The sequence below is a fragment of the Bacteroides sp. AM16-13 genome, from assembly GCF_003602705.1.
GTDB lineage: Bacteria > Bacteroidota > Bacteroidia > Bacteroidales > Bacteroidaceae > Bacteroides > Bacteroides xylanisolvens.
On sequence record NZ_QTLK01000001.1, the window covers coordinates 351,245 to 378,072 of the forward strand.

30 protein-coding genes are annotated in these 26,828 nt (G+C 47.2%); 8 read left to right on the top strand and 22 right to left on the bottom strand.

Annotation, left to right across the window (positions count from 1 at the left end; genetic code table 11):
• Positions 1–17: 17 nt before the first annotated feature.
• The 5 genes from DW173_RS01355 (at position 18) to DW173_RS01370 (ending at position 1,404) form a co-directional block, all read left to right on the top strand.
• Complete coding sequence (locus DW173_RS01355; protein WP_118477411.1) at positions 18–263, top strand: DUF6956 domain-containing protein; 246 nt, start codon at positions 18–20, stop codon at positions 261–263.
• Between the two features lie 3 nt (positions 264–266).
• Positions 267–413, top strand: coding sequence for a hypothetical protein (locus DW173_RS23900; protein WP_182427640.1), 147 nt, complete (start codon positions 267–269; stop codon positions 411–413).
• An 11-nt stretch (positions 414–424) separates the two neighbouring features.
• Entirely contained in the window at positions 425–649 is a 225-nt protein-coding gene (locus DW173_RS01360) for a DUF3873 family protein (protein ID WP_120143468.1), read from the top strand.
• A complete protein-coding gene (locus DW173_RS01365) occupies positions 646–894 on the top strand; it encodes a hypothetical protein (protein WP_120143470.1) in 249 nt (82 codons plus the stop codon). Before DW173_RS01360 ends, DW173_RS01365 begins: the two co-directional genes overlap by 4 nt.
• 195 nt (positions 895–1,089) lie before the next feature.
• The gene (locus DW173_RS01370; protein WP_120143512.1) at positions 1,090–1,404 is read left to right on the top strand and encodes a hypothetical protein; all 315 of its coding nucleotides are present in this window, start codon (positions 1,090–1,092) and stop codon (positions 1,402–1,404) included.
• A gap of 44 nt (positions 1,405–1,448) precedes the next feature.
• Here DW173_RS01370 and DW173_RS01375 read toward each other — a convergent pair whose 3' ends face one another.
• The 16 genes from DW173_RS01375 to DW173_RS01450 form a co-directional block, all read right to left on the bottom strand.
• Positions 1,449–2,735: a hypothetical protein gene (locus tag DW173_RS01375; RefSeq protein ID WP_118477413.1), complete on the bottom strand. Its 1,287-nt coding sequence runs from the start codon at positions 2,733–2,735 to the stop codon at positions 1,449–1,451.
• A 93-nt stretch (positions 2,736–2,828) separates the two neighbouring features.
• Complete coding sequence (locus DW173_RS01380) at positions 2,829–3,254, bottom strand: DUF3872 domain-containing protein (protein WP_120143472.1); 426 nt, start codon at positions 3,252–3,254, stop codon at positions 2,829–2,831.
• Between the two features lie 8 nt (positions 3,255–3,262).
• Positions 3,263–3,826 (bottom strand): conjugal transfer protein TraO, encoded by a 564-nt coding sequence (locus DW173_RS01385; protein WP_120143473.1) that lies wholly within the window; start codon positions 3,824–3,826, stop codon positions 3,263–3,265.
• A 1-nt stretch (position 3,827) separates the two neighbouring features.
• Complete coding sequence (gene traN / locus DW173_RS01390; RefSeq protein ID WP_005832548.1) at positions 3,828–4,799, bottom strand: conjugative transposon protein TraN; 972 nt, start codon at positions 4,797–4,799, stop codon at positions 3,828–3,830.
• A 54-nt stretch (positions 4,800–4,853) separates the two neighbouring features.
• Positions 4,854–6,287, bottom strand: coding sequence for a conjugative transposon protein TraM (gene traM / locus DW173_RS01395; protein ID WP_120143475.1), 1,434 nt, complete (start codon positions 6,285–6,287; stop codon positions 4,854–4,856).
• A complete protein-coding gene (locus tag DW173_RS01400; RefSeq protein ID WP_005832551.1) occupies positions 6,271–6,546 on the bottom strand; it encodes a TraL conjugative transposon family protein in 276 nt (91 codons plus the stop codon). Before DW173_RS01400 ends, traM begins: the two co-directional genes overlap by 17 nt.
• On the bottom strand, positions 6,543–7,166 hold the full coding sequence (gene traK / locus DW173_RS01405; protein ID WP_118086844.1) for a conjugative transposon protein TraK: 624 nt from the start codon (positions 7,164–7,166) through the stop codon (positions 6,543–6,545). The genes DW173_RS01400 and traK overlap by 4 nt, the downstream gene beginning before the upstream one ends.
• A 23-nt stretch (positions 7,167–7,189) precedes the next feature.
• The gene (gene traJ, locus DW173_RS01410; RefSeq protein WP_057253443.1) at positions 7,190–8,293 is read right to left on the bottom strand and encodes a conjugative transposon protein TraJ; all 1,104 of its coding nucleotides are present in this window, start codon (positions 8,291–8,293) and stop codon (positions 7,190–7,192) included.
• 3 nt (positions 8,294–8,296) lie between these two features.
• Positions 8,297–8,926, bottom strand: a complete 630-nt coding sequence (locus tag DW173_RS01415; RefSeq protein ID WP_120143476.1) for a DUF4141 domain-containing protein — start codon at positions 8,924–8,926, stop codon at positions 8,297–8,299.
• A 26-nt stretch (positions 8,927–8,952) separates the two neighbouring features.
• Positions 8,953–9,321 carry a DUF3876 domain-containing protein gene (locus tag DW173_RS01420; protein ID WP_005832556.1) on the bottom strand — a complete coding sequence of 123 codons (369 nt, stop codon included), beginning with the start codon at positions 9,319–9,321 and terminating at the stop codon, positions 8,953–8,955.
• A 13-nt stretch (positions 9,322–9,334) separates the two neighbouring features.
• A complete protein-coding gene (locus DW173_RS01425) occupies positions 9,335–11,839 on the bottom strand; it encodes a TraG family conjugative transposon ATPase (RefSeq protein ID WP_120143478.1) in 2,505 nt (834 codons plus the stop codon).
• Positions 11,836–12,159 carry a DUF4133 domain-containing protein gene (locus DW173_RS01430; protein WP_120143480.1) on the bottom strand — a complete coding sequence of 108 codons (324 nt, stop codon included), beginning with the start codon at positions 12,157–12,159 and terminating at the stop codon, positions 11,836–11,838. The genes DW173_RS01425 and DW173_RS01430 overlap by 4 nt, the downstream gene beginning before the upstream one ends.
• Positions 12,160–12,167: 8 nt before the next feature.
• Positions 12,168–12,467, bottom strand: coding sequence for a DUF4134 domain-containing protein (locus tag DW173_RS01435; RefSeq protein ID WP_005832562.1), 300 nt, complete (start codon positions 12,465–12,467; stop codon positions 12,168–12,170).
• Positions 12,468–12,617: 150 nt separating this feature from the next.
• Positions 12,618–13,316, bottom strand: a complete 699-nt coding sequence (locus tag DW173_RS01440) for a hypothetical protein (RefSeq protein ID WP_120143481.1) — start codon at positions 13,314–13,316, stop codon at positions 12,618–12,620.
• Positions 13,317–13,318: 2 nt separating this feature from the next.
• Positions 13,319–13,741 (bottom strand): DUF3408 domain-containing protein, encoded by a 423-nt coding sequence (locus DW173_RS01445; RefSeq protein ID WP_120143483.1) that lies wholly within the window; start codon positions 13,739–13,741, stop codon positions 13,319–13,321.
• Positions 13,742–13,746: 5 nt separating this feature from the next.
• On the bottom strand, positions 13,747–14,505 hold the full coding sequence (locus tag DW173_RS01450; protein ID WP_120143485.1) for a ParA family protein: 759 nt from the start codon (positions 14,503–14,505) through the stop codon (positions 13,747–13,749).
• Positions 14,506–15,210: 705 nt separating this feature from the next.
• On the opposite strand from DW173_RS01450, the gene mobA reads away from it, so the two are divergent.
• The 3 genes from mobA to mobC are packed head-to-tail and all read left to right on the top strand — an operon-like array spanning position 15,211 to position 18,925.
• A complete protein-coding gene (mobA, locus tag DW173_RS01455) occupies positions 15,211–15,639 on the top strand; it encodes a conjugal transfer protein MobA (protein ID WP_120143487.1) in 429 nt (142 codons plus the stop codon).
• Positions 15,618–16,886 (top strand): conjugal transfer protein MobB, encoded by a 1,269-nt coding sequence (gene mobB, locus DW173_RS01460; RefSeq protein WP_118290790.1) that lies wholly within the window; start codon positions 15,618–15,620, stop codon positions 16,884–16,886. Before mobA ends, mobB begins: the two co-directional genes overlap by 22 nt.
• A 26-nt stretch (positions 16,887–16,912) precedes the next feature.
• A complete protein-coding gene (gene mobC / locus DW173_RS01465) occupies positions 16,913–18,925 on the top strand; it encodes a conjugal transfer protein MobC (RefSeq protein ID WP_118290791.1) in 2,013 nt (670 codons plus the stop codon).
• An 82-nt stretch (positions 18,926–19,007) separates the two neighbouring features.
• On the opposite strand, the gene DW173_RS01470 is transcribed toward mobC, so the two are convergent.
• From DW173_RS01470 to DW173_RS01495, 6 genes are all read right to left on the bottom strand, one after another.
• A complete protein-coding gene (locus DW173_RS01470) occupies positions 19,008–19,871 on the bottom strand; it encodes an RteC domain-containing protein (protein ID WP_233562073.1) in 864 nt (287 codons plus the stop codon).
• A 113-nt stretch (positions 19,872–19,984) separates the two neighbouring features.
• A complete protein-coding gene (locus DW173_RS01475; protein WP_118290792.1) occupies positions 19,985–20,833 on the bottom strand; it encodes a helix-turn-helix transcriptional regulator in 849 nt (282 codons plus the stop codon).
• A gap of 17 nt (positions 20,834–20,850) precedes the next feature.
• Entirely contained in the window at positions 20,851–21,729 is an 879-nt protein-coding gene (locus DW173_RS01480) for a LamG-like jellyroll fold domain-containing protein (protein WP_118290793.1), read from the bottom strand.
• Between the two features lie 331 nt (positions 21,730–22,060).
• Entirely contained in the window at positions 22,061–23,680 is a 1,620-nt protein-coding gene (locus tag DW173_RS01485) for a hypothetical protein (RefSeq protein ID WP_120143488.1), read from the bottom strand.
• Between the two features lie 46 nt (positions 23,681–23,726).
• Positions 23,727–24,752, bottom strand: a complete 1,026-nt coding sequence (locus DW173_RS01490) for a DUF6562 domain-containing protein (protein ID WP_118290795.1) — start codon at positions 24,750–24,752, stop codon at positions 23,727–23,729.
• An 8-nt stretch (positions 24,753–24,760) separates the two neighbouring features.
• Complete coding sequence (locus tag DW173_RS01495) at positions 24,761–25,945, bottom strand: DUF3575 domain-containing protein (protein ID WP_158593282.1); 1,185 nt, start codon at positions 25,943–25,945, stop codon at positions 24,761–24,763.
• Positions 25,946–26,828: the final 883 nt, after the last annotated feature.

A 26,828-nucleotide genomic window follows, 5' to 3' on the forward strand; every position in this document is an offset into this window, starting at 1 on the left:
ACATTTATATATAGAATATGGAAACAACATACGAAACAGTAATAGTAATGTTCGATGAAAGCATCGAAAAACTGAACGGCATATTTGATACTCCCCAAACATGGGGAGCATCCACCCTCAAAGAGTGGGTAGACTCATATGAAAGCACCCGTTTCACGCAGGTTGGTGAAAATACGGCAGTTATCACTTCCGAGTACAATATGCCATTCGTTATGGAGTGGTTACAGCGAAATACGCCAATAACGATGCAAAGGGAGGAATAAACTATGTACACATTATTAATCGGCTTTCGGAAGATAGGCGTATTTCCGACCATTCGGGAAGCCAAGAAATTTGCAACGGAGAGTGATTTAATAGGTGTTTTTACCCTTTTGGGTGATAACTACCATGATAGTTGGTATAAATTCAAATAAAAAGAGAAGTAATGAAATCATTAAACAAAAATGGAGTATCCACCTGCCAAGCAGGACAAGAAAACTATGTGTATTTCAACCTTATGCCCCGATTACGCAAGAAAAGCAGGTATTGCCAATACGACTACCGCAGCGAAGAAGATGGCGAGTTATTCAGCACCGTTGCCCCGACATTGGAAATATGTCGGGAGCGCAGGGATGAATCGTTACAACGTAAAAAGGGGAACTTAAAATGAAAACATTGCAGGATTATATGACAGGGGAACAGCTGCAACGGATAGCCGACCAATGGGAAAAAACCGCAGGAGAAAACATTTCCATAGAGGTAATGGAAGAAGACATCTATGCGTTCGGTTCGGAACTTGCTTGTTTGAGATTGGAACATTATTTCAAAAAGGGTATCTGTGAAACGGACGTTGCTTACAGCACCAATCTACAAACATGGTACTTCTTGTTGCGGAAGGTATATTCCAAGCAGTGACTAAGCGGGCGGTTCTCACCGCTCGGGACTACTTTTGACAGTGAGCTAAGGCGGCACAAAAGTAGCAAAAAGCCATTGTTAAACCCTCTGAAAATTCAGAGGGTTATTTTTTGTGCCGTTTTTATTGTCCGGAAAAACGGCAAATTCCTATCTTCGCAGCAGCAACAGTTTACAGTACAACAACATTCAAAATTTATGGGAGTAAAGAAAGCTATATTAGAGAAGTGGATGGTGGCGCAGAAGAAGCACCACCTTTCGGACAAACACGTACAAATGGGAAGAGAACTCGGTTTAAATCCCGATAAGTTAGGAAAGATAGATAACCACAAGCAGGAAACATGGAAAGCACCGTTACCGCAGTTTATCGAAGAGATTTACTACAAACGCTTCAAACGGGAAGCACCCGAAACGGTCAAGCCCCTGAAGCAAATCATGGCGGAGCAGGAAAAGAAGAAGAAGGAGCAGAAGAAAGCCAAAGAGGAACGCCATAAACTCCAAGATGTATCATAATAAATGAAGCAACCCTTCACCGGATAAACGATAAAGGCTGCTTATTATTTTTGAATAAAGGTTTTCTGTCTAATTTTAAAAAAATCCATTGATTCTGTCATTAAGCATTGTTCTTTTTTATCCCATTGATTGTTTTCACATTCAGGAGATACTACGCAATCAATAGATGGATCGTACATGCCAATTTTACATATTTTGAACCAACTACACAATGTACTTTCCTCTGATTTAATTCTTTTTATTATCATCTCAAGTCCTAACAAAGCTGCCGTTTCTACATAAGCAGTATTTGCTTCATGATCTATTTTTTGTGGCATTATTGAAGTGTTATTTGCTTCAATAAATGGATAGCCATATACCTTAGATAAAACCTCTGAAAAATATTTTTTATCCGTTATATCCCCATTATAAAGTATATCCAATAAAACGCATTCTCCCGAAGATGCTTCTTTTTTGCAGTGATCTATAACCTCAGCATAATAATCTAACTTTGTACCAATAGCTGCCTCTGTACTAACTTTTAAATCATCAAGGAAATTATGTAAGGCTCTATACATCGGCATTTCCTTTTCTTTATACTTTACAGAGCAATCACGCATTATTTTTTTAAACAACTCAAATCCGTTGAGGTCTCTGTGTTTTTTTGACACTTCAATCACCTCAAAAAAAGACGCTCCGGGATTATTAAACATAAGAGAACAAAGGCAAATTGAAATCATCTTTTTTTTATCTTTAGATATTTCTTTATATTGATTTTCACAAATCAATTCAACAGAACGATATGGTATATTAGCGTGATTTGTATCATCATTTATAAATGACTGAACCAGATGAGCCATGCTCTCTACAATACAAGAATAGCCAAACTTAAATCCACACTCCTCTACTTTATCATTTTCAAAATCATAAACGCCTATATTTACCGCAGTTCGAGTATCTTTAGCTTTTTTTATTTCTCTTATATCAACCTCTACTTCATTGATATTTAGATCGCAATTTTTATCCCCCCTTACATCTTTGAAATATTGAATAAAATTAGCTAATCCTTCATCTTTTTCCCATAATTTTAGTGGTAAATATATTGTTTGGTTCTTTTTAAAGTAATTCATGTATAGTACAAACATTTTATTATACATTGCACATATCTTAACTCCAAACAGTGTCGTTATATGCTGCAAATAATGAATGTACTCATGAATAAAAGTACCATAATCATCATTTTTCATAGAATCGATGGGTAACTCAAAATTTCCATCAATTACCATATGAAAATGATTTGTTTCATACTTACTAAGTTTGCCTTCAAATATATCTTTTTCAAATAGTTCCATGATAAACCAATTTTATCGTAAAGATAACACGAGTTTATCAGATTTCACAGAAACAGCCCTCTATATTTTACATAAAGGGCTGGTTATTTATTTTTATTGCGTCTTGTCGCTATCATTCTGAAACGAGAAACTCAAATCGAACCTCTGCCCGAAGCTATCCCAAACAGTCACGTCGATAGTTTGCTGGTCGGTACTTTCGGAGGTATAATACAACCGGAACGTTTCTTTTTTCAACGGGTAGAAATCATTGGGAGCAAACACAGTCCCGTCGTCCATCCGCAGGCTCCCACGCCCGTCAGGTTGGAAGTAGGAAATGAAGAACTCCGTTTCCTTGTAGTTTCCCGACTTATGCAGTTGCAGGCGTATTTCAGCCGTTTCACCCGGCTTGATGCGTTTCTGCACGGGCATGGTCGTCAGCAAAAAGTCGTATGCCTGCTGCACCTCTATTTTATCATCGCAGGAGGTAAATAACAATCCGGTCAATACCACCGCCAATATAGCTATAATCTTTACTTTCATGGTTGTAATCAGTTTATGATGAATTTTATTCCTGCCCCGAAGGTCAAGTGAAAATGTCCGATGGAACTGCCCCAAACCGCCCGTTCCCTTGCGTTGAGCAGCAACACCACCTTATCCGAGAGGTATGCTTCCAATTCCAATGTTACCGCCCCGCCATAGATGAACGAATCCTTATTTCGGAGTGTCGCCCCGTCCGGCAACAACTTGTCTCCCCACCGGCTCGTTTCATATCCGGCAAGAGCCGAGCCGCCAAGCGAGAGGAAAAACATCTTGGAAGCATCCGAGAGGACTTTCAGATAGTAGCCGCCTTCCGCCGTAAATTGCGCTTTGGGTATTTGCAAGTCCTTATACTCGTATTGCTTGTTGAGATATTCTGCCCCGAACATCCAGCGGTTGCCGTTCTTCGTATAGGTGGATAACCCCACACCGAGATAATAGTTTACAGGCTTCTGTACCCCGTCCACGAAACCGCCTCTGAGTTCCACACCACGCATACCCGGCAGGTAGCGTTGGGCGTTTGCCTGCCCCACAAGGGCAAGCAACGCTACAACTACAAATAGATACTTCTTCATCTTACTTCACTTTCAGTTCGTTAATCACCCTTGCACGCACGATGTCCTCGTTCTCAATCACAAAGGACTGATGGCGACCACCGGATTTCTCGTGTAATTCCACAACCACCTGCTTGTCTTCGGGAATGGTGAACTTCTCCATTGTGAAGACGGTGCGCTCATCTTTATGCCCCGCTACACGGGTGGCATAGTTATAAGCACGGAGCGGAAAAATTACCTGCTCCTGAATAGCGGTACGTTTTGCCACTTTCTTATCCACGATTTTGAACGTGATAAAATCCACATCGAACGGCACGTTAGACGAGTTCTTGATCTGCGTGTGGAAATACAGTAGCCCGTTGTGCGTGTACATCCCACGCAGCAGGTATTGGATGCCGAAAGATTTCGCCCCGATATGCTTGATTTCACGCTTGTTGTTTTTGTGGATAGACTTCATAATCAGATGCACCAACTTCGGGGATTCACTGCCCAGCTCCTGCAAATAGATGTCGAGGGCATTGTTCGGACGGTTCACCGTACTGCCATCGTGGATAAAATCCTTCATCTCGATGTTCAGAAGCAACGGCTCATCGGCGTACTTCACGTTAAACGTGTAGAACGAGCCGCTTTCGGTTATTACTGAAAAATTGGTTTCCGTGCGAAAATTCTTTACCGTCGCTTTCACACGGATGACGTTTTCCGCACCGTCGGCTTTGCCCGCAATCAGATTGGGAGAACCCAAATCCACATAACGGACTGCGGACGGGAAAATGACGTGTACCGTCTTGTCATACGTCACTTCCATGCCATAAGGCGGAATCATGCGGTCAAAAGTCAGCTTCTTGGTCAGCCCGTTATAATCGTCCCCCGACATTTCCTGCGGATAAGTGTCCGCTTGGAAAGTTACGACTTCCGTTTCCGGCTGTTCTACATTCTGTGCGTTCGCACCCATTACGCCCAGCGTCAGGGCGATAGCTAAAAATACTCTTTTCATTTTACTTTGGATTTTAGTGGTGGGCAATATTGCCCGGTTAATAATAAATTGGTTTTACTGTTTCTTTTGATAAAGCATAAGGTTATACCCCGCCTTGAGATGTACTTTAATTGTCCGCATTTTCTTGGCGATATATTGCGAGGTTCCCTGTATCGCCCCCTTGCCTAAATCGGTCAGCAGTTGGTCGCCCGCACTCTGTTGGTTCAGGTTGATGGTCGTCCCCAGATTACCGCCCAGATTGGCGGCTATCTCACGGATTGCGTCTATCTCCATCGAACCCGGAATGAAAATCCCTTCCTGCCCGTCGCCATCGACAACCGTCAGTTCCACCGGAATAATCATCCCCCTGTATTCCAGCGAAGTGATGGAGATGCCGAGCCTTTCGCCCTGTATCTTTCCCATTCCCGTAACGAGCGCATTTTGCGGGATGACCGTTTCTCCGGCACGCATCGGCTCCAATAACCGCAACCTTACCGCCTGCCCGTCCGTGATGGTCTGATTATCATGGATGCACGCACGTATGGTATTCTTTTCTGTTTGTACAGCCGTGCCGACTGCCGTATGGAACCCCATGTTCCTCTCTTTGGAATATTCGGCGACAAATGCCGAATCGCTCATCGGTTGCGATAAGCCCGATACCACCCGTTCATGCACCTGCCCGACGGTATTCACCTGCGCCTTGCCGTTCTTATATGCTTCGGTCGGCTTGCTTTCGGTAGTGGTGGTAACTGCCGGCTGTCCGGTAAACGGCTGTCCCTGATTCTGAGGCATGTACTTTGCCGCCAACTGATAGGACTTTTCCAGCAATGCCAACTGTTCATCCGCCGTTTCCTTCTCCGTCTGCCGGTTGTACGCCATTTCCCGAAGCTCTTCCAATTCCTTGCGCATCTCTTCCTTTTCGGGATCTTCCTTCGGGGTTTCGTAGAAATTGCCGAGCGTCTGGTTCATGTCCCGGTAGGCATTGGCAGAAGCATAAATAGTTTCTTTCGGTCGTGAACTTCCACTGCCAGCGTAGCCACTTTTCGGCTTGACCTCCGGTTCGTCGAATGTCGGCATTTCTTCCGCCTGCTCTTCCCCCGAACCGAACATCGAAGCCAAATCCTGCATCTGTTCCCGACGCTCATCCTGCTTGCGGTTGAACAAATCCTGCTCGTAAGCCGCCTGTTTGTCGCCCACCAACGCATTGTCAGCCGGTGCGGGAACATCGGTATTGAAACCGGACTGTCCCTGCTCTTCCTCCTTTTCGGAAGGTGCGAATATCAGCCACATCACTATGGCGAAGATGATGAACATAAGCGGATAGACAATCAGCTTCTTCTGTTTCTGCCGCTGTTCTTCGGTCAGTTCCTTTTTGGGCTTGTCCGGCTCTTTGGGCGGCTTCACCTCGTTTTTACTCTCTTGAATCTGTTGCCTTGCGGCTTCATCCTCTTTGCGAGGCATAGAATAAGCGGGCTTATCCTCTGCTCTCGCTTCATTCGTCTGTTCCATTGTCGTAATCATTTATTAGGTTAATACTGTCTTTCCTTTGCAGTTCGAGCAGTTTGATATGCTCTATTTCGATGCGCTGCCCCTCGTTCTTTCCCATGTTGTAAATCCCCGAAACGAAGATGTACACCGAAGCGATACTGAAAAAGAGGAACATTGTCAGCAGCACTGCCAGCCGCTTTCCGGGTGTGATGCGCCCGCACAGGCGGCGGAGCTTTTCGTCCGCCCAATCCTGTATTTTTGTCATGCACCCGCCTATCATCGTTTCTGTACCTTGATGTCCCTATTCTCGATAATCTCGAAGGCTTCGATGGTAAAGCCGTGCGGGTTGTTGTCCGAACGGACGGAGTTCAGCAGGTTGCACCTTGTGACAAGGCTCCGCTCAGTCACGTTGCTTTCACGGATAATCATTTGCCGGGCATAAGTGCTTACCTTGTAAGGATAGGTGTCGAAATTGCACGACACGCTGTCCACCTGCAACACCTGATTCACGTTTCCCGAAATGATGCGGTTGTAATACCCCTTCTCGGCAAAGTCGGTGTAATAGTTGAACGCGCTCCTGTCCGCCAGCTGCAAGGCTCGTTTGATATTCCCCTCAATCGCGCTCTTGTCGGGCGAGAGGGTGAAGAACAGCTCATGAAAACGCTTCACGTGTTCCCTTGCCTCCACAGGTCGGTTCTGTGACAAATCCTGCGAGAGGGCGAGCATCAATGATTTACCGCCGTCCAGCACGTAAATCTTCTGTCGCTGCGCTTCGGCAAAGGAGTAGGCACTCCATACGGAGTACCCCGTGATTGCCATGCAGACCACCAGAAAGACGATGCCGAACAGCCGTATCTGCCTGAAACTGCTCTCGATGTTTTTTAATGACTTAAATTCCATTGTTTTACTTTTTTATTGATTGTTTATTTTCTCCTGAACAGTCGTCCGGCGGCTCCCGCTACCTTTTTCGCTCCGTTCACAGCACCCCGTCCCATGCTTCCGGCGGCATTACCGGCAGCGTGTCCGGCACGTCCGGCGAGATTACCCGCCACCGCTCCGGCAGCGGCTCCCGTCATGGCACCCGCACGTCCGGCAATCTGATTGATCGGACGGGCTGCACTGCCCATTCCTCCTGCCTGTATAATCCAGCCCGCCACCGTAGGAATCGTGAAATAACCGAGTATTCCGATAATCATGAATACGATGTAAACGCCATTGGATGAATCAATCGAGAAATCCGGGTTATTCTGTAATTCCTTGATGTCGTTTTCAAGCATCAACACCTGTATTTTCGCCAGCACGCTGCTGAACAAGTCCGATACGGGCAGCCACAGGTATATCTGTATATAGCGGCACATCCATTGCGAAAGCGTACTTTGAAACCCGTCCCATACCGAGATAGCAAAAGCTATCGGACCGAGTATGGATAGCACTATCAGGAAGAACGTCCTGAGCGTGTCGATAAGCAGGGCAGCGGCAGCAAACAATAGCTCCAATACCTCCCGCATAAAATCCCGCACATCCTTTCTGAAATTGTACATGCTTCTTTCGACGTACATGCCGCCCATCGTGGCGATGTCCTTTGCACTCCATCCGAGTTCGTCAATCTGCTTGTCGAACTCTTCGTTGCTGACCAGATAGGCGGTTTCGGGATTGCGCATCATGGATTCATATTCCAGCTTGTCCTTCATCTCCCGGTACTTGTTCATATCCATTGTCTGTGTTTCCAGCATCCCGTGCGTTCCCTGTACAATGGGACTCAATATGCTGTTAATCGTGCCGAGCACAATCGTGGGGAAGAACAGGATGCAGATACCGATGGCGAACGGTCGGAGCATCGGGTACACGTCGATGGGTTCGGCTCTTGCGAGGGACTGCCATACACGGGAGGCAACGTAAATCAACGCTCCCAATCCGGCTATCCCTTTTGCCACCCCTGCCATGTTGGAGCAGAGGGGCATCATTTCCACATAGAGATTCTTCAATATCTCATGCAGGTTACTGAAATCGGCGGCTAACAACAGCATGGCTTACCAATATCTGTCGTTAGTGTCCCCGTACAGAGCCAGCACCCGGTTGGTGTCCCCCTTTTTCTTGGAGCGCAGGTAACTCACCGCAATGTTCTTGTTGGTATAATACCCGACCAGATTGCGGTATTGCCTTACCGAGTTGTAGCACCTGTCCACCACGTCCATGCGCTCCTTGTCGCTGAGTGAAAGGGTGGTGATATTCACCACTCCCTTCATTTCCTGAAGCACGTCGTTGCTCTCTTCCAGCAATTTGGTATAGCCGAAGGCGATGGCTCCGAGTTCCTCCACCGTATAGTTCTCGTCGCGCATCATCTTCTGAAAACTCACAACGTAGGTGTCGGAAATTTCACCGATCATCAGGATGGTTTTCTGTACCTTGCGTGCATCTTTTACCAGATTGTTTACAGATTTCAAAGCGTCGTAGTACTTTTTACCCTGCTCGTAAATCTTGACTGTTTCCTGAAAATTATTCAGCATGTTGGAAGCCGTCGAAGAGGTCTGTATAATCTGTTTGGTCGTGTTCACGATACCCTGCGCCAGATTGGTAGGGTCTGTCACCACCCATTGTGCGCTTGCCCTGCCTGCAAGGAGCAGGCACAGGCTGAAAAGCATGATTATTTTCGTTCTCATTACGTTACTTTATTAAATGGTTGTTACTATGGTCTTTCGCCTGCCCTTGTGTAGTCACCGTTCGGTGAAAAGGTCAGCACGTCGGTTTCCTCGTTGTAGGCGATGTCAATCCGGTAACCCGTATTGATAAAGAGATTTCCGCTTTCCTCCACAATCAGAAAGGTTTCCGGTTTCAGCTTGCGGCTGACACCCGACTTCTTGAAAACGGTTATCTTGTACTGTTCGCCTTCTTTGAACACCAGCACGTCGGGCTTTCTGCCCACGCTTACCCAATTACCGCACAGCTTGTCCAAATTAGTTTCTTTTGCTTCCCCGCAGGCGGTCAGCAGCAGGGAAGACAAGGCAAGGGCATAGCCCGCCAGCTCGATAAGCCGGCTTTTTGAAATAAATGTCATGTCAATTGATTTTTTAGGTTTTACTTCTTTTCTTATCGGCAAGTTGCTTGATTGCCAACTCGATACTGCCCAGCTTGTCGGCAAGGGCAAGCACCTCCATCTTTTCGGTTTCCTCCGTCGTGAATGTCAGATATTCTTCCGCCGAAACTTCTGTCGCATACACCGCACTTTGCGTTCCGCCAAGACCTATCCACACCTCCTTATAAAGCCTCGACGGATTGTTCGCCATGTTGATGGAGAGTATCTGCCCCCGTTCCTTGTCCGTCAGCCCCAACAAATCCTGAATGGCATCGAACTTGTTCATGTACTTTCTCTGGTCTAACAGGATTTTACAGTCGGAATTGTTGATAATCGCCTCTTTCACGACGGGAGAACTGATTATGTCGTCCACTTCCTGCGTCACGACGATGGCTTCGCCAAAGTATTTACGGACGGTTTTATAGAGATATTTCAGATACTCACTCATGCTTGCCGAAGAGAGGGCTTTCCACGCTTCCTCCACGATAAGTTGTTTGCGGATACCCTTTAACCGCCTCATCTTGTTGATAAAAGCCTCCATGATAATGATGGTGACAACCGGAAAAAGTTCACGATTTTCCTTAATCGCGTCAATCTCGAATACGATAAACCGTTTGCCGAGCAGGTCGATGTTCTCACGGGAGTTCAGCAGGAAGTCGTACCGTCCGCCACTGTAATATTGCCGGAGCGTAGTCAGAAAATTGTCGATGTTAAAGTCATCCTTGCCGACCTTGATTGCCCGGCTTTCCAATTCGTGGCGGTAGTCGTCCCGCATAAACTCGTAGAATGTGTTGAAGTTGGGCGTGATGCTGCGGTCAGCCTTGATACGGTCGATGTACGCCGTTACCGCACTTCCCAACTCACCCGATTCCGTTTTGGTAATCTTGTCGTCCTCGCTTTTCCAGAGAGTCAGGAGCAGTGTCTTGATACTGTCCTTTTTCTCCACGTCATAGACAAAATCATCCGTGTAGAACGGGTTGAAGCTGATGGGCTTCTCTTCGGTGTACGTGAAATAAATCCCGTCGTCCCCTTTGGTCTTCTTGTTTATCATCTCGCAAAGCCCCTGATAGGAGTTACCCGTATCTACCAAAACCACATGCGTGCCCTGCTCGTAATATTGGCGGACGAGGTGGTTCATGAAAAAGGATTTTCCCGAACCACTCGGCCCCAATACGAATTTGTTTCTGTTGGTGATAATACCCTTCTTCATCGGTAAGTCGGAAATATCCAGATGCAGCGGTTTTCCCGTCAGCCTGTCCACCATCTTGATACCGAAAGGCGACGGTGAGTTCCGGTAGTTCGTTTCCTGTGAGAAGAAACAGACCGCCTGCTCGATGAACGTGTAGAAACTTTCCTCTGCCGGAAAATCGGCGGCATTGCCGGGAATGGCAGCCCAGAAAAGCGTCGGCGTATCGACGGTGTTATGGCGTGGCTTGCACTCCATTTGCGCCAACTGACTTCCTACCTCGTTCCTGATCCGTTTCAGTTCCTCACGGTCATCGCTCCACGCCATCACGTTACAATGGCAGCGTACCGAAGTCAGCCCGAAACTATGCGCCTCGTTCAGATACTCGTCTATCCACTCCTTGTTGATTTGGTTGGAACGGCTGTACCTCGAAAGCGAGTGCATATTCTTCGCCATCTTCTCGAACTTCTGCAAATTGGCAGCACTGTCGTCGATAAACACATATTGGTTATAAATATGGTTGCACGGCAGCAGCAGCCCGATGGGAGCCGCAAAGGACAAACGGCAGTCGCTCCGGTCGGTCGATAACTTCTCGTACCGGCTGTCGGTAGCCACTTCCCCCGGCAGGTCTTCCACGTCCGAGAGGGTGTGCAGACACAGGTAGTTGTCCCCGATTTTCATTTCGTCCGCTTTCAGCGTAATGTCTTCAAGTGTGGTCGTATCGGTCTGAGACAACGAAAAATATTTCTCAATAATGCCCGCTTCGGTATCCGTTCCGGTTATTTCCTCATCGGTGAGCTGCCGTAAACCGAGATAGCCGCTTTCGTTCAGGATGCTGGCGAACTGCCCGACGGATTCCAGAAACTTCGTTACCGCCTCCTTGTCCTTTATCTCCTTCGGAACGATGAAGCCCCGGCAAAGGGTGCTGAAATTGCTTTGGGTGCGGCTGCGCTCCTTTGTCGTTTTCGTCAGGAACAGGTAGCAGTAATGGTTCAGATACGGGCGTTCATTGAAATGACGCTCGAATGAACGGCTGAGAAAACTCATGTCTTCCCTGTCCGTGTCCGGCTTGTAGGTTTCACGGATGAAGATGTCCTGCTTGTGGACGATGCAGTAATCCGGCAGCACCTTCATCGCCTTTACCCATGTGGCGTGTATCGCCTCGTATTCCGCCGAAGTGACGGTATAGAGTTCGGGCAGTTCCACCCGGAAGCCTACCGTGATGTCGGCATCCTTGCTGACGATGCAGCCATGTTCCACTGAAAGCAATGGAAACTTGCTCTCCAATGTACTCGCTCTTAATGTATTTCTCATTTCTTCCTCCTTTTCTTGAATAGTTTGGGGATTTTACAGCGGTTGATGATGTATTTGGGATGGCTCCCACGGGCTTGCATCTTCATCAGGCCGTGTTCGCCATACTTGGCGTTCAGGGCGAAGGTCTGCCACACCAGAACCGATGCGGCGACCAGCCCGAACCCTATACATACCCATTGGTTGATACCAACCAGATACATGATTATAAAGAGGATAAAGACGGCAAGCAGACCTCCTATAAATATAAATAGGTACTGCGCCTTTAACCCTTTGAACTCAACCGACTTTCCAATCCCCCTGTTGATTGGAAACTCTGCCATAACGCTGATTATAAGAAGAATGAACGCAGGATTGTGGCAGCGACAATCAGGAAGATACACGCACCGAACCACGAGGCGGCAGTTTTTGAGGTATCGGGATCGCCCGAAGAGAACTTGCCATACACCTTGACTCCGCCAATCAATCCCACAACGGCTCCGATGGCATAAATCAGCTTTGTCGCCGGGTCAAAATATGACGTTACCATATTGGTGGCTTCTGTGATACCCGCCATGCCGTTGCCTTGTGCCATTGCGGAGGATGCAGCCATCAAACAGGCTGCCGAGAAAAGAATCTGTTTCTTTGTCATAAATACTTTTTGAATTTGTGCTGCCGGGCAGAGTTGGATAAGCTCTGCTTCCGGGCAGCGGTTGATACTGTTTTTACTTTTTGGATTTTAGTGGCGGCACTCCGCTTATCCGTACTCTTTCTGTTTCATTGTCCGTTACTTTTTTAATCGTTACACAAAATCCCGGATGTCGAACCCGCTGATGTCCTGAGGCACTTCGGAAATATTTTGGGGATGGACTACATTCCCGACCGCCTTTCCCTCCCCAGAGATAGTCTTACCGGAAATTTCATCCATTAACCCCGTTATTTTTTTCGCCCGTTCAGGGTTGTTTGCAATCAGCTTGTTGTAAAACTCATTGTCTTTCATTTCTGAAAAGACTTCTCCGGCACGTCTGCGCTCTTCCGCAGTGGCTTCCGGGTTGTCGGCGATGTTCACCGCTTCCCCGATTTCCTCGAAGCTGGCTCCGGTGGCTAACCTTTTGGCGGGTATCCGTCCTTTCTCGTCACCGTCCGCGTATTCCACCGGAATATCATCCATGCGGATGTCGGAAAACGCTTCGTCCAGCTCATCATCGGGTATCCGTGCCGCAGGTTCTTCGTCCTTTCCGTCGGCAAATGTAACGGCAATATCCATAACATCCTCATCTTCAACCTCTGTGGCGGCTTGTGGCTCCGGTATGGTAGCTTGTGGCACTTTCGGTTGTATTTTGAAGTGACTCTTACCGACAATATCATCTACCTTTTTCGGCGGTTTTATGGGTGGCTTTTCTTCTGCCGGAACATTGCTTCTTTGCCTCCTGTCAAACAGGATATAGTGTACCAGCCATGCGTTATAAAGCAGCAACAGGCATATCAATAGGTTTTCCATATTCAAATTAAATCTTCACGTTGTTTTCTATATAATTCGTTAATCTCATCTTTGTGCTGTTCCAAATGTTGGGCAAGCACAGAATCAATATATCCGCCGACTGTAATTTCTTTATCCGCTATCACGTTTACAATCTTAGACACCTTATTATGTATCTCCCGGCTGATATAGACACATTGGCGGGTTTTTATTTCATTCCGTTGTAGAAAAACAGAGCCGTAATCAGCGTTTTGTTTCTTCCGCCGGGTAACTTCTTTAGGGGGCTCTTGCTGTTTTTCCGCAACAGGGATAATATCCTCCTGCCGTTGGACGGGAGGCGGCACTTCATCCGTCGGTTGTATGCCGCCGTCCCGCTTGCGCTGTTTGATGGATGCAAGCAACAATGCTTCATCTATCCCTTCCGTATCGGCTTTGCGGCTTCCCATACTATCTATTCCTTAATAATACCGCATATCTCATCGGACAATTCCTTGATGTTGCTTCCTTTGAGAAGGATGTTGTCTATCGGGAAAATTGTCGAACGGAATATCGTTTTTCTTTCAGTCGATAGGTCACGGCGAAAACGCTTGCTGTCCGGCAAGGAGGTTTTGAGTACAGAAAGACCCATTTTGGAAATGACTTTTTCATAGACCTCATACAACTCACTTTTCTCCCTGCCGTCCACCATTGTCCAAAACAAGTGCAATCCTTTGGCTTTGGCTATCCCGGTAGTCATCAGGTTTTCATTGAACATTGAAGTGAATTGCAATGTACTTTCCACTACCAAACGGTCTGCACTCAAAGGGGCGAAAATATAATCCATCTGTGCAAGCGTGCGCACGACACCCTCGCTTTTCAGAGTTCCCGGCAAATCGAAAAACACGATGTCCGGTTTCACCTCTTCTTCGCTTATCATCGATTCGGCATCATCGAGCGCATCAACGGGATTACTTGCAACGACGGGATAAGCCTTCTTCTTTATTTTTCTGAAATGGTTGCAGGCGAGAGTTTTGAAATAGGTGTCCTCTTCTATCAGTTTGATTTCTCTGTCCCTGATGTCCATAATACTATTTTGGGGATAGTCGCAATCAACGATGGCAACGTTGTACCCCTTTACATAGTGAAGGTAACTTGCAACAAGCACCGTTACCGAAGTTTTGCCAATGCCACCTTTCTGTGTGGCAAATGCAACAAAGATTTCCTTACTCATAATCGTAATGTTTTTAATTTATAATTAGTTACCTAAACAGGTCAATCCATCATCAGTTGCATATTGATATACCGATATACTGAGGCAAACAGGCAAATCATTATTGAACTGAACCTTTCTATAATCAAAGCAACAAATATGTACGACCATACGACAGCACGACAGCAAATCATTAAATCTGCACGACACCATATCTTTATGCAGGTATTTCATTACAGCACCATTCCGGTATATATGCAGTGGAATAGTGCTTTGTCTTTTTATCTCGTTATGGCTGTAATTATTCATGTTTTCAAATCATTCGTTACTCAATTCTCCGGCAAATAAACGACGAATATTCTTCACTTGTATCGTTTTGCAAGGCGGTGGCAGCTTGTGGCTTCCGTATGGAACCTTGTGGCACTTTCAGTATTGGAAATCAGGCGGATAAAGGCTGTACTTTTGCGTCCAAGCGACAAGGCTTACTGTTCCTGTCCGAATGGCAACCGTGATAGGCTGACTTCAATCCGTCCGGGGACGGATTTTTATGTTCAACGGAACATAGCAAGGTGTGTATCGAGTTACTCGATACCTTTCGGGTTACTCCCGAAAGCCTTGCTCTTGCAGAGGGCTGGGATTTTCCTCCGAAGTCGGAAAATCCTTTTTCATACCTGCCGTAGGCGTGAAACAGTGGCTTTTGTCGTGATACCACTAAAATCCACAGAAATGAAAAAGGAAAAGAACAAGACCGGAGGAAAACCTCCGAAGCCCGACAAGGCTACACATTGTATTATGGTGCGTTTCAACAGTGAGGAATTTACCCGTTTCCTCACCATGTACGAGCAATCGGGCGTGTATGCGAAAGCTATTTTCATCAAATCCCGTGTGTTCGGGGCGGAGTTCAGGGTGCTCAAAATAGATAAGACACTTGTCGATTACTACACGAAACTCTCTGCCCTGCACGCACAATACAGGGCTATCGGTGTCAATTACAACCAGACGGTAAGGGAACTGAAAAGCCATTTTTCCGAGAAAAAAGCGATGGCGTTGCTCTTCCGGTTGGAAAAGCAGACGATAGAACTCATCGAACTGAGCCGCCGGATTATTGCCCTTACCAATGAATTTCAACAGCAATGGTTGCCAAGATTAACATAGGAAACTCATTGTATGGGGCATTGTCCTATAACGGGCAGAAGGTTAACGAGGGCGAAGGGAAGCTGCTCGTAACCCATAAGATTTTTGACGCGGGCGACGGAAAACTGGATATTGCCCGCTGCATGGAAGACTTCAAACGCTATATGCCGGAGCAGGTACGGTGTGAGAATCCGATAGCCCATATCTCACTCAACCCGCACCCGGGCGACAAGCCGAACGATGCGGAGTTGATGAACATGGCGCAGGAATATCTGGAAAAGCTCGGTTACGGGAACCAGCCATACGTCGTGTTCAAGCACGAGGACATCGACCGCCACCACCTGCATATCGTCACGCTGAACGTAGACGAGAAAGGGAAGAAATTAAACGATAGTTACCTCCACCGCCGGAGCAAACGGGCTACCAATGCGCTGGAAAAGAAGTACGGGTTGCATCCGTCGGGAAACAGCAAACAGCGGTTGGAACAAGGGGCACTCCGCAAGGTGGACACATCCGGAGGGAATGTAAAGCGGCAGGTCGGAAACGTCCTGAAAGCTCTCTCGGAAACCTACCGTTTCCAATCGCTCGGTGAATACCGTGCTTTGCTGTCCCTCTACAATATCACTGTAGAGGAAGCACGGGGCGAGGTATACGGCAGGGAATATAGGGGTTTTGTCTATTCGGCGACCGACGATGCAGGCGTAAAGACCGGCAATCCGCTAAAAGCCTCCCGCTTCGGGAAGTACGCCGGATATGACGCCTTTGATAAATGGTGTGCCGCCTCCCGAAAAGAGATAAAGGACAAGGAACTTACCGGGCGGACAAAGGCTGTTATTCTCGCCACCATTCGGCAAGCATCCAGCAAGGATGAACTTATCGGGATGTTGAAGTCCAAAGGGATAGATACCGTATTTCGGGAAACCGATACGGGCAGGATTTATGGTGCGACCTTTATCGACCACAACACGAACTGCGTGCTGAACGGCTCACGCATGGGCAAGGAACTCTCCGCAAATGCTTTGCAGGAATGGATGGTTGCAGCAAGCAGCCCTATACCGACGGGAATAGGCACTACCGACCCGTCACGACATACCGGAGAACGGGAACCGTTCGTGCCGTTCACGAAGCAAGTCCATGAACCCGGAGAAGATTCTGTAACCGGAGGTATGTTCGACCTGTCCATCGTACCCGGCACTGATCCGGAGGAAGAGGCGTTCCGCCGGAAGATGCAGCGGAAGAAGAAAAAGAGAAAAGGAAGAGGTATTTAATTGTAGAATTTTAAAATAAAATCAGTATGTCACAACAAGAAGACGATTTGAGGGCATTGGCGAAAATCATGGATTTTCTGCGTGCCGTGAGTATATTATTTGTCGTAATCAATATCTATTGGTATTGTTACGAGGCTATCCGCTTATGGGGAGTAAATATTGGGGTAGTGGATAAAATCCTGATGAACTTCCACCGCACGGCGGGGCTGTTCGGCTGTATCATCTATACCAAACTGTTCGCCGTCCTGTTGCTCGGACTGTCCTGTTTGGGCACGTCGGGCGTGAAGGAGGAAAAAATCACATGGACGAAAATCTGGACGTTCATGGGCGTGGGTTTCGTGTTCTTCTTTCTGAATTGGTGGATATTGTCACTACCGTTGGGCGTGGAGGCGAATACCGCTATCTATATTTTCACGATGGCGGTCGGCTATATCTGCCTCCTGATGTCGGGGCTGTACATTAGCCGCCTGTTGAAGAACAACCTCATGGATGACGTGTTCAATAACGAAAACGAATCGTTCATGCAGGAAACACGGTTGCTTGAAAACGAGTATTCCGTGAATCTGCCCATGCGTTTTTATTATAAAAAGAAATGGAACAAAGGATTTATTAACATTCTTTTACCTCAGAGAGCGTGCATCGTGCTTGGAACACCGGGGAGCGGCAAGAGCTACGCCGTCGTAAATCAATTTATAAAACAGCAAATTGAGAAAGGATATACTCAATACATTTACGACTTCAAATTCCCTGACCTCTCCACGATAGCCTATAACCACTTGCTGAACCATCAGGGTGGCTACAAAGTGAAGCCGAAGTTTTATGTTCTCAATTTCGACGATCCACGCCGTTCGCACCGTTGCAACCCCATACATCCCGACTTTATGGAGGATATAACGGATGCCTACGAAAGTGCTTACACGATTATGCTTAATTTGAACAAGAGCTGGGTGCAGAAGCAGGGCGACTTTTTTGTCGAAAGTCCTATCATTCTGTTTGCCGCCATCATTTGGTTCTTGCGCATTTACGAAGGTGGAAAGTTTTGTACATTCCCCCATGCCATCGAACTGTTGAACCGACGGTACGAGGATATTTTTCCTATTCTGACCTCATATCCGGAGTTGGAAAACTACCTTTCCCCGTTCATGGACGCATGGCTCGGCGGAGCTGCCGAGCAGTTGCAAGGGCAGATTGCATCTGCCAAAATCCCGCTTTCGAGGATGATTTCACCGCAACTTTATTGGGTGATGTCTGACAGTGAATTTACGCTTGATATAAACAATCCCGAAGAGCCGAAAATTCTTTGCGTGGGTAACAATCCCGACAGAATTTCCATTTACGGTGCAGCGTTAGGTTTATATAACAGCCGTATTATCAAGCTCATTAACAAAAAAGGGATGCTCAAATCATCGGTTATTATCGACGAGTTGCCTACCATTTATTTCAAAGGCTTAGACAATCTTATCGCTACCGCCCGTTCCAATAAGGTAGCGGTCTGTTTAGGCTTTCAGGACTTCTCACAGTTGGTGCGCGACTATGGCGACAAGGAAGCCAAAGTAGTGATGAATACGGTTGGTAATATCTTCTCCGGTCAAGTTGTAGGCGAAACAGCCAAGAACCTTTCCGAACGCTTCGGAAAGATATTGCAGAAGCGGCAAAGTATCACTATCAACCGCAACGACAAGTCCACTTCTATCAATACGCAAATGGATAGCCTTATTCCGGCAAGCAAGATTTCGGGACTGACACAAGGTATGTTCGTCGGCTCCGTAGCGGATACTTTCGATGAACGTATCGAACAGAAAATATTTCATTGCGAAATTATGGTGGATTCTGCAAAAGTGAAGCAGGAAGAAGCGGCTTACAAGAAAATCCCTGTTATCACCGATTTTACCGATGCGGACGGTAACGACAGGATGAAGGAGCAGATACAGGAGAACTACAACCGCATCAAAGCGGAGGTGAAGCAGATCGTTTCGGATGAATTGCAGCGCATAGCCGACGATCCGGAACTCTCGCACCTGTTGCAGCAGAAAGGGTAATTCCATTCCCTATATATAATAATGTATAGAAACAGCAACGGCAGTAACTTTTGGGGTTACTGCCGTTATTGCTATATGGATGTTATTTCCGCTTCCGTTCCTTTTCATCGTCCTGCTCCATCCGTTTGTTCAGCCGTTCCCGCATCTTATCCAGAAAATAGGTACGGCTTTCGCTCTTGCGCCGCTTCATATCCGTATAGGCACTGTAACAATCACGGATGTCGATGTTCAGCAGTGTTCCCACAAAGGCGGCTAACTCATGTATCGGGGTTTCCCCGTTGTTGATACTGCCCATTTCACTGAGCCCGTACACCATTTCCACCAATTCAATGGCACTCCCCGTCCATTGGTAGGAGCCTTTGACCTTCAACAGTTCGGCAGACATATCTTCACTTTCGTTCCTCAAACTGGTACGCTTTACGGAAAGGAAAGCGTACAACATCTCCATTGCCATGATACGGGCGACAAGATGGTCGTATCCCGTACTGAACTCCGTTTCATCGTCCAGATGGCACACGTCCACGTCAATCGTGTTTTCGTGCCTGCCACGCAGAAAATAGTAGTTATCCATATAAGTAGCTCCGCTGCGGTAGTATTGGAAAAATGCTACATGGCGGTCGAAGAACAGTTTCTGTTCCTCCTGTTGCTTTTCGTAATAACCGTCCAGCTCTTCTTCGCCCGGAGGACGTTGGCTTTCGATACGCAATATATGGTGGAAATAAAATAATGGCCCCAGAATCCGGGGCTTGTACTGTTTGAAAAAAGCGATTTCTTCGGTATCGCTCCCGAATGGTTCGGATTGGACAAACACTTTCAATTCGGTCAGCTTTTCTTTCAGGAAAATAAGCATTGTCTTACAATCCCTGATAATATGATTTCCGTTCAGGTCGATGGCAGCTATCCGGTTATCCACCTCCCGTATCATTTCTTCACATTTTATCTGCATTAAACATTCTCTTTGATTTCGGGCGCAAAGTTACGAATATCAATGCGATAGCTTATCATGTAAATTTATCATATACTAACAGAAAATGACCATGAATATTTCATTTCCTATTCCTAAGAGGTGGAATTGTCTTTTCTGAGATTGCCCGGCGTATCGCCCAGATATTGTTTGCAGAAGCTGTTGAAATGCTGGGCGGAAGAAAAATTGAACTCGTCGATAATATCCGAAAGAGGAATATATGACATTGACAGGCGGTACTTAATGTGTTCCGCCCGCTTTTGAATCAGCCAACGGTAAACGGGCGTGCCGAACTCATTCTTGAATATCCTCCGGAAAGTATGCACCCCATAACCGCAAAGCTCCGCCAATTCCTCCGTATTATTGGCTTTGCGGTAGTGTGTCAGCACAAGGTTTCGGAACGGCACTTGCTCGTCCGTCATCGGATGGAAGAAAGACTGCAACTCTTCCGGCTCGTAATAACGGGTGAAGCCCCATATCAGTTCCTTGTGTTTCAGTTTCCACAGGTCGTTGTCGTGCATTTCGTCCGTGAGATAGGAGATGATACCGCTTATAAGGATTTGCAGGGATTCCGGGACGGTCAGCTTGCAGCAATAGATTTTAGACCGGACGTGCCGGTGCGAATACAGGTAGGCAAGTATGCACTTTTCATGCTGGCAGACCGTGTTGTTGAACTTATGCATCAACAGCGTGACGTCGCTAAGGGCGACGCCGCTGCACTCACTCCCACGGGGAACGAATATCACTTCACCGGCGCACAGGATTTCATCATGGAACAGCGTGCTGCTGATCCGTGCGTGCCCACTGCGGCAAAATATCAGATAGTTGATATTCGAGTCGTCATTACGAACCGTTTCACCTGCCGGGTAGCTTTTCACTTCAAAGTGGCAGTCAATCGGATTCTCATCGCAAAACGGGGGATTATGTCTGTTCGGGTACTCCATGATTCAATGCTTTTGAATTATAGATTGGTTTGGGCAATGGTAATGCTTTCCCAGATAGTGACGATTTCCCCTTCGATTTCGCACATTATCGGTTTGGATGTGCCGAGGGATACCCGTCCTGCTAAATGGTGAGTACCTGCTTCGGGTTTGTAGCCAATGCGACCGGTAAAATTGACGGTTTTTGAAGTTTCAAATAGCTCGTTGAGCATTTGTTCTATGTTCTGATACCTACGGTCTATCGTGAAACGGAATTGCCTGCTTGGATAGACTATGACGATGCGGCCAAAACATTTCGTTGTTATTTTTATCCCATTAGGACTTTGGCTCTTTCTTCCGTATTTGCTGAAATCGAACCAGACGAGGCTTTCTTGCTGCAATGTTTCTTCACCGGAAGTCAGGCTGTTGATTTCATTACCGGACAATGCCCGGTCAAAAATGAGAAAGTTCTTAAAGTACGCATCCAGTCGCTTTCCGATACATAGTTCCTTTTCCGCCTTCCCTTTGTAGGGTGCTTTGCATTTGAAAGAATCTTTCTTTTCTCCTTCCAGCCATGCGGACAAGATTTTGCCGTCATAGACTATGGCAATGGAATACCAACGGTCGGTGACAAACTCAGCTACCTTATATTCCGAGAACTTAATGACACACCAATCTATTGCTGCAACATAGAGCAATCCATCCATGATGCCCATCTGAAACATATCCTTCTGTTCGAGAATCGATCCGTTCTGTGTATTTTTGAAACAAATCGTAGTGAAGATCGTGAAGGGTTTGTCGCCTTTCAAAGAAAATTCAGGAACAGATGTCGCAGGGATATAAGCATAGTCGAGCCCTATGATGCCGTAGCCTGTTATGAGGGCTTTGAATGCTCCCGGTATTGTTTCATTCTCAGTCATGGCGTATCTTTCTGTCTTGCTGTTGTGATTAATAAATTAGTTGAATCTCTCACTTTGCGCTATTCCCCGCTGCGAAACGGGGAAGTGCTACCGACTGCACCCGGGCATTGACGCAGGCTGCCCGAATAGCTGTTTGATTTGAATTTACAGTGAGTTTGAAAGGCGGGCGAACGGAGAGGCACGGACTTCCCGGTTGAGTCCGTCCGTACCTGCCGTTTTACACCTCTTCAATCAAACTTCGCCATTATTCATTTCTTTCACTTACACGGGCAGTTTTTGATTGCTGCGCCGCAAAGTGTTAAATCGCTCGCCAAGGCAAGCTACAAAAGGGCTAATCAGCCTTGTGGCATTCAAATACCCGGATGCAACGCACTACGTAGTTGTTGATTTTCTCGCTGACGCCCGTGCCACTGCCGCTGAAGCTCGTGTACCAGCTGTAGTTGCTACTGGACTCCGTCGAACTCAGATAGTAGTTGTTGTTGAACTTTATTCCACCTGCTGTGGTTAGCTTAGTATTGAAGTCATCTTTACCGTAAGTATCATAAGCTGTGTAAAGTGCGCTAAACTCATCTTTGGCAGGGAGATACCACTTGTCATTTGTGGCATCCCAGTTGCCGGTATTATTGTTCTGCTCTGTCACCCACTTGAAGGCAGGGTAATTATCCCAGCTCTTGCTGCCATTCGAATTTGCAATCAAGGCAGCGATGGTTGCCATATTTGCCCGACCGTCGGTTGTATTGGTTGCTCCCGTTTCGACATTCTCTTCGCTCCATTTCTTTGAATCCTGCATCCCGGTCTGCGTCAGCCCCACAATCTTACCGCTCTTGCCGTCGGCGTTCACTTCGTACACGATGCCGATGCAAGTCTTGGTATTGTCGAAAGTGGTTGAGTAAGTTTCATCGTCGTAGTAGTAATCGCCCAAATCAACATCTTTTTCTATCGTACCATCGCTCCAGCCGTCGCTGACGGTGACGGAGAGCTTGGCAGCCGGGCTCGGCTTATCGGAAACCGAAACGATGTGTCCACTGATGTTGGTGCGTTTGTTGCGCACGACGGGCATGTTGGAGGGGATAACGTAGTCGGCTATCACGATATTGCTCTCAGGTCTTTGCGGGAAGGTCACGGTCATTTCACCCAGTGTGGTCTGCCCGGTGGCGGGGGTGAAGACGTAGTCGTAATAGAGGTTGGCAGTGAAGTCTCCGGTACTCAGCTGCGCATTCAATTCCTGAATCGTCTTGGTCTGCACGGTGGTTTGGGTAGGCTCGCCGCTCTCTACGTTGAAGCCTGCGGGGACGTTGTAGGTAAATCTCGCTCTATACACATTGGCAAGCGCATCCGCATCCTTCTCGCTGATGTTGATTTGCCCGAAGGGACGGGTAAGCACTACTGGTTCGGCGTATGCCCCGTCCTTTTTGCTTATCGTGTGGCAGGCGTAGAAAGCGTCGAGGGAGGTACGTGGTGTTATAGTACCGAAACTGGTATTTTCGCCATCCAGGGCTAATCTTGAAATGGTTACTGTCTTCAGGTCGGGGATGGTCGTGTAGTATTGGTCTTCGTAGTGGGTGTAGCTGCCGCCGGAGTAGGTTACCGTCGTTTCACCACTTCCTTTTACAAAGTCTGCCCACAACAAGGCTTTGTAGTCTCCGTTGTCGACGAGGGTAAAGGTGAAGTCCTCGCCTTCGCCGGTACTATTGGTCTTTTCCTCGCGGTATATCAGTTCCGGATTAGCGCCTGTCGTCCATACTTCGAGGATGTAGCGCAGCTTGAAAGCAAAGTAGGGTATGGTGACCTTGCCGTCGGCGCGGGTGTGTATGCCCCCGTCCACATTTGCGCTGAGGGTTACGCTGGTAGGTTCATTGGTCTGCGGCCCGTCCATATCTTCCTGGCTGCACGATGCGAACAGTCCTGCGAGGAGAACCGTCAGCATGAAATAAAGATTGTGCTTTTTCATTTTCTTTTGTTTTTAAATTTATAAATCAAGTTTATTCACTCCTTTGTTAATGTAAATCGTCGAGGTCGATATTTATATCATCGTCATCGAAATCGGGATTGATGCCTACGCCCGGACTGACCTTCGAGGTGAGGAAACGTCCCCGCAAGGTGGTGAGGTGTCCCCGTCGGTAAGGCACGTTCAGTCCGGTGGTCAGGCTCACCACGTAACCATCGCTGTCCGCTATCCTTATTTCGAGCGGCACGTAGGATTCCTCACCGTTCACAAAGATGAAGTCTGTGCCTATCGTATATTCTTCCCGTCCGTCATCGGGGACGGTGAGCGGGGCGGTAAACGCGACGTTCATCTGTGATTTTTGCGGCTTCCCGGTCAGCACGTTGAAACCCAGCGGGAAATAGAAGCCGTAGGAGAAGGTGACACTGTGAGCCGTGCCTGCCTCCCGTTGTCTTTGGGACTTGGCGAGGAAATCCTTTACGTCCGTGGCGATAATCTCGTATTGCGCCAGCGGTCGCACCATATCCACCTGAACCTGCACTTTGGCGTTCCATTCATTTCGGTAGTCCCGCAAATCAAGCAACACCGTTCCGTAGAGGCAATCGCGGTAAGGGGTATTTCCTGTATAGGGCGTGGTGCAGGACACTTGCTGCAAGTCCTCCGTGTTGTAATAAAGGTCGGCTTCCGTACCTGCCGCCACGTAGTCCGTCCAGACTGCCAGCGTGTATTCCAATGCGTGCAGTTTCAGGTTGATGGGCAGGGTGATTTTGTCACTTCCGCTTTCTTCCGCTTCTTCGAGCACCGTCACTTGCCGCTGGGCGACTTTGCCATCGTGGTAGGCGTCGATAATGAAGCGGCGGCGGTAGGCATCGGTAGCAGCTTTCGTAGTTCCCGAGCGGGCTTTATCGGTGATAATCTGTAAGGGCACAAGCTCCAAATCGAGTGTTACTTCGGTATTTACTTGTACGAGTGTAGGGTCAACGCCTTCCTCGCCATCGTCTGTCATCGTCGGGTAGTCGTGTACGCAACCCGTAAGCAGGATGATAAATAAGAATAGCAAATAGTATCGTTTCTTCATATCGTTTATTATTTAAGATTGAACCGATATACAACGGAAATACCTACACGGGTGATGCCCCAATAGTTCTTTGTACGGGTATCTATCCGTGCGCCGTTGCCTATATTATAATAGGTGTTATACTTCAAGTTGGCGTATCCCGCACCGAGGGTAAACTCGCCTGCCCAGTGTTCGCCGAGTGGCAGCAAGTAACCGTAACTGATACCTGCACCCAGAAGCGGACGGGAGGTATCCTGATAGCGGTCGCGGTTCCACTTCACGTTGAACCAACCTATGTGCGCATGTACGCCGAAGAAATGCCCTTTGCCGGGACGTGCCAGCCAATAGCGGCCTTCCGGCTGGATGGTAAAGGTCTTGACGGCGTGTTTACTGCTGACGTGCCACGGGCACCAGAGTACGGGCAATTCTACAGAGAAATGTTCGCTCACCTGTACATCGGCGGCAAGGTTCATTATCGTACCCGCCCATGCCGTGAGGTTGGTCTTGACAGCCACGTAGCGGGATGACGTTTGTGAAACGGATACTAATTCGTCCGTTTGCATCGGTTGGTGCGTCTGTTCCGGTTCGGACTTCACCTCTTGCTGTACCGGGGTGACTTGTTGCTCCACCTGCTGTATCTCCTCCTTTATTTCCTGCTCTTCTCTAACCGGTTCCGTCTCTTTTTCCACAACGACCGGAGTGACTACTTTCGTCTCCTGTTTAACCTCAGCCGGAAGGGATTTCGCTGAGAGGTAAATCACTCCGGCTATCTCGGCACGCCGTGCCTCGTCGTTGCTGGCTGCCTGTGTATCAACGCCACGTCCTTCTATGCTGATGCGTCCGGCGGCGACACCTTTACCCACCAGATAGTTGCGGACAGTACGGGCACGACGCAATGACAGTTGTTCGTTGAATGTTTCCGTTCCCGTAGGGTCTGTCCATCCAACGATGGTAATCGGGGTGATGGTATCGGACAATGCCCAGCGTAACATACGTCCGGCCTTCTTATATTCCGACTGTTCGATCCAATCACCATTATTCAGTGAGAAATAAATGATGTCGGAGTAAACCGTCCGGATGCTATCGGCGGTTTGCACCGGTTTGCCCGCCATGCTGTTTTGTGCTTGCACATTGGGTAGAAACGAGCAAACGAACAGCAAAAGGACGAACAGACGACCATTCTTATACCTTACTATTTCAGTTGTTCCATTCATATTTAATAGTTTTATGTTTTGAAAATAATCCGGGGATAAAAGTAACTCTGGGGGGTTGCACGAAACCAGTCGATTACTTTTGAATACGAGAGGTATGTGCATGACAAATCGCACAAAAAAAGATGAAACTGATTTTGTGAAACGTCTATAAATTAGTAAATTACGCGCGGAAATTAGGCGGCGCCCTGTGTGTGTTAGCAAAATTATCCATTTTGCCAAATAAAAACGGGGATTTTTTCGCATAACCAGTAACACTTTTCATCTTTTTAATGTTTACATTCCACAATCTTTCATGTCATTATGCCAAAGAACTTTTCTCCCAAACAGGAATTTTCTGGCATAAATCTAAGCCCCAACTTCCACTAATCAAAAAAACATTGCCCAATGCCGGGAATTATTTTCCCAATGAGCGGAAGCGTTTTCCGAATGATATTTTTCACCAGGGAAGTACAGCCTGTCGCTGAACTTTTTTCCCAATGAACTGTTTTTTCTTCCCAATGGCATTCCGATATTTCTCAATGGCATCTAAAAACTTTCCAAGAGCATATTTATTTCCCAATGGAATGTTTCAGCTTCCCAATGACATATTCCGGTCTCCCAATGTTCTCTACTCCCGATCAATATTCCTGTAACGGATTTTCACCTTTCGTTCTGATACAAGAATAGCTGTTCCCGGTTTCTAAAAACAGAAAAAACAAACATCAACAACTGCTAACGGAAGCGCCGTAGCGTTCCCGTTTACTCGCACTGTAAAGTTAGGAAATGGAAAAATAACAGAGGATACGTTTCTGCACTAATTTGGGTATCAAAACGCATAATACGCAATTATTCCTTAATTCCGCAACACTATTATAAAATATTTTTTTTAAGTACCTGAGCAACA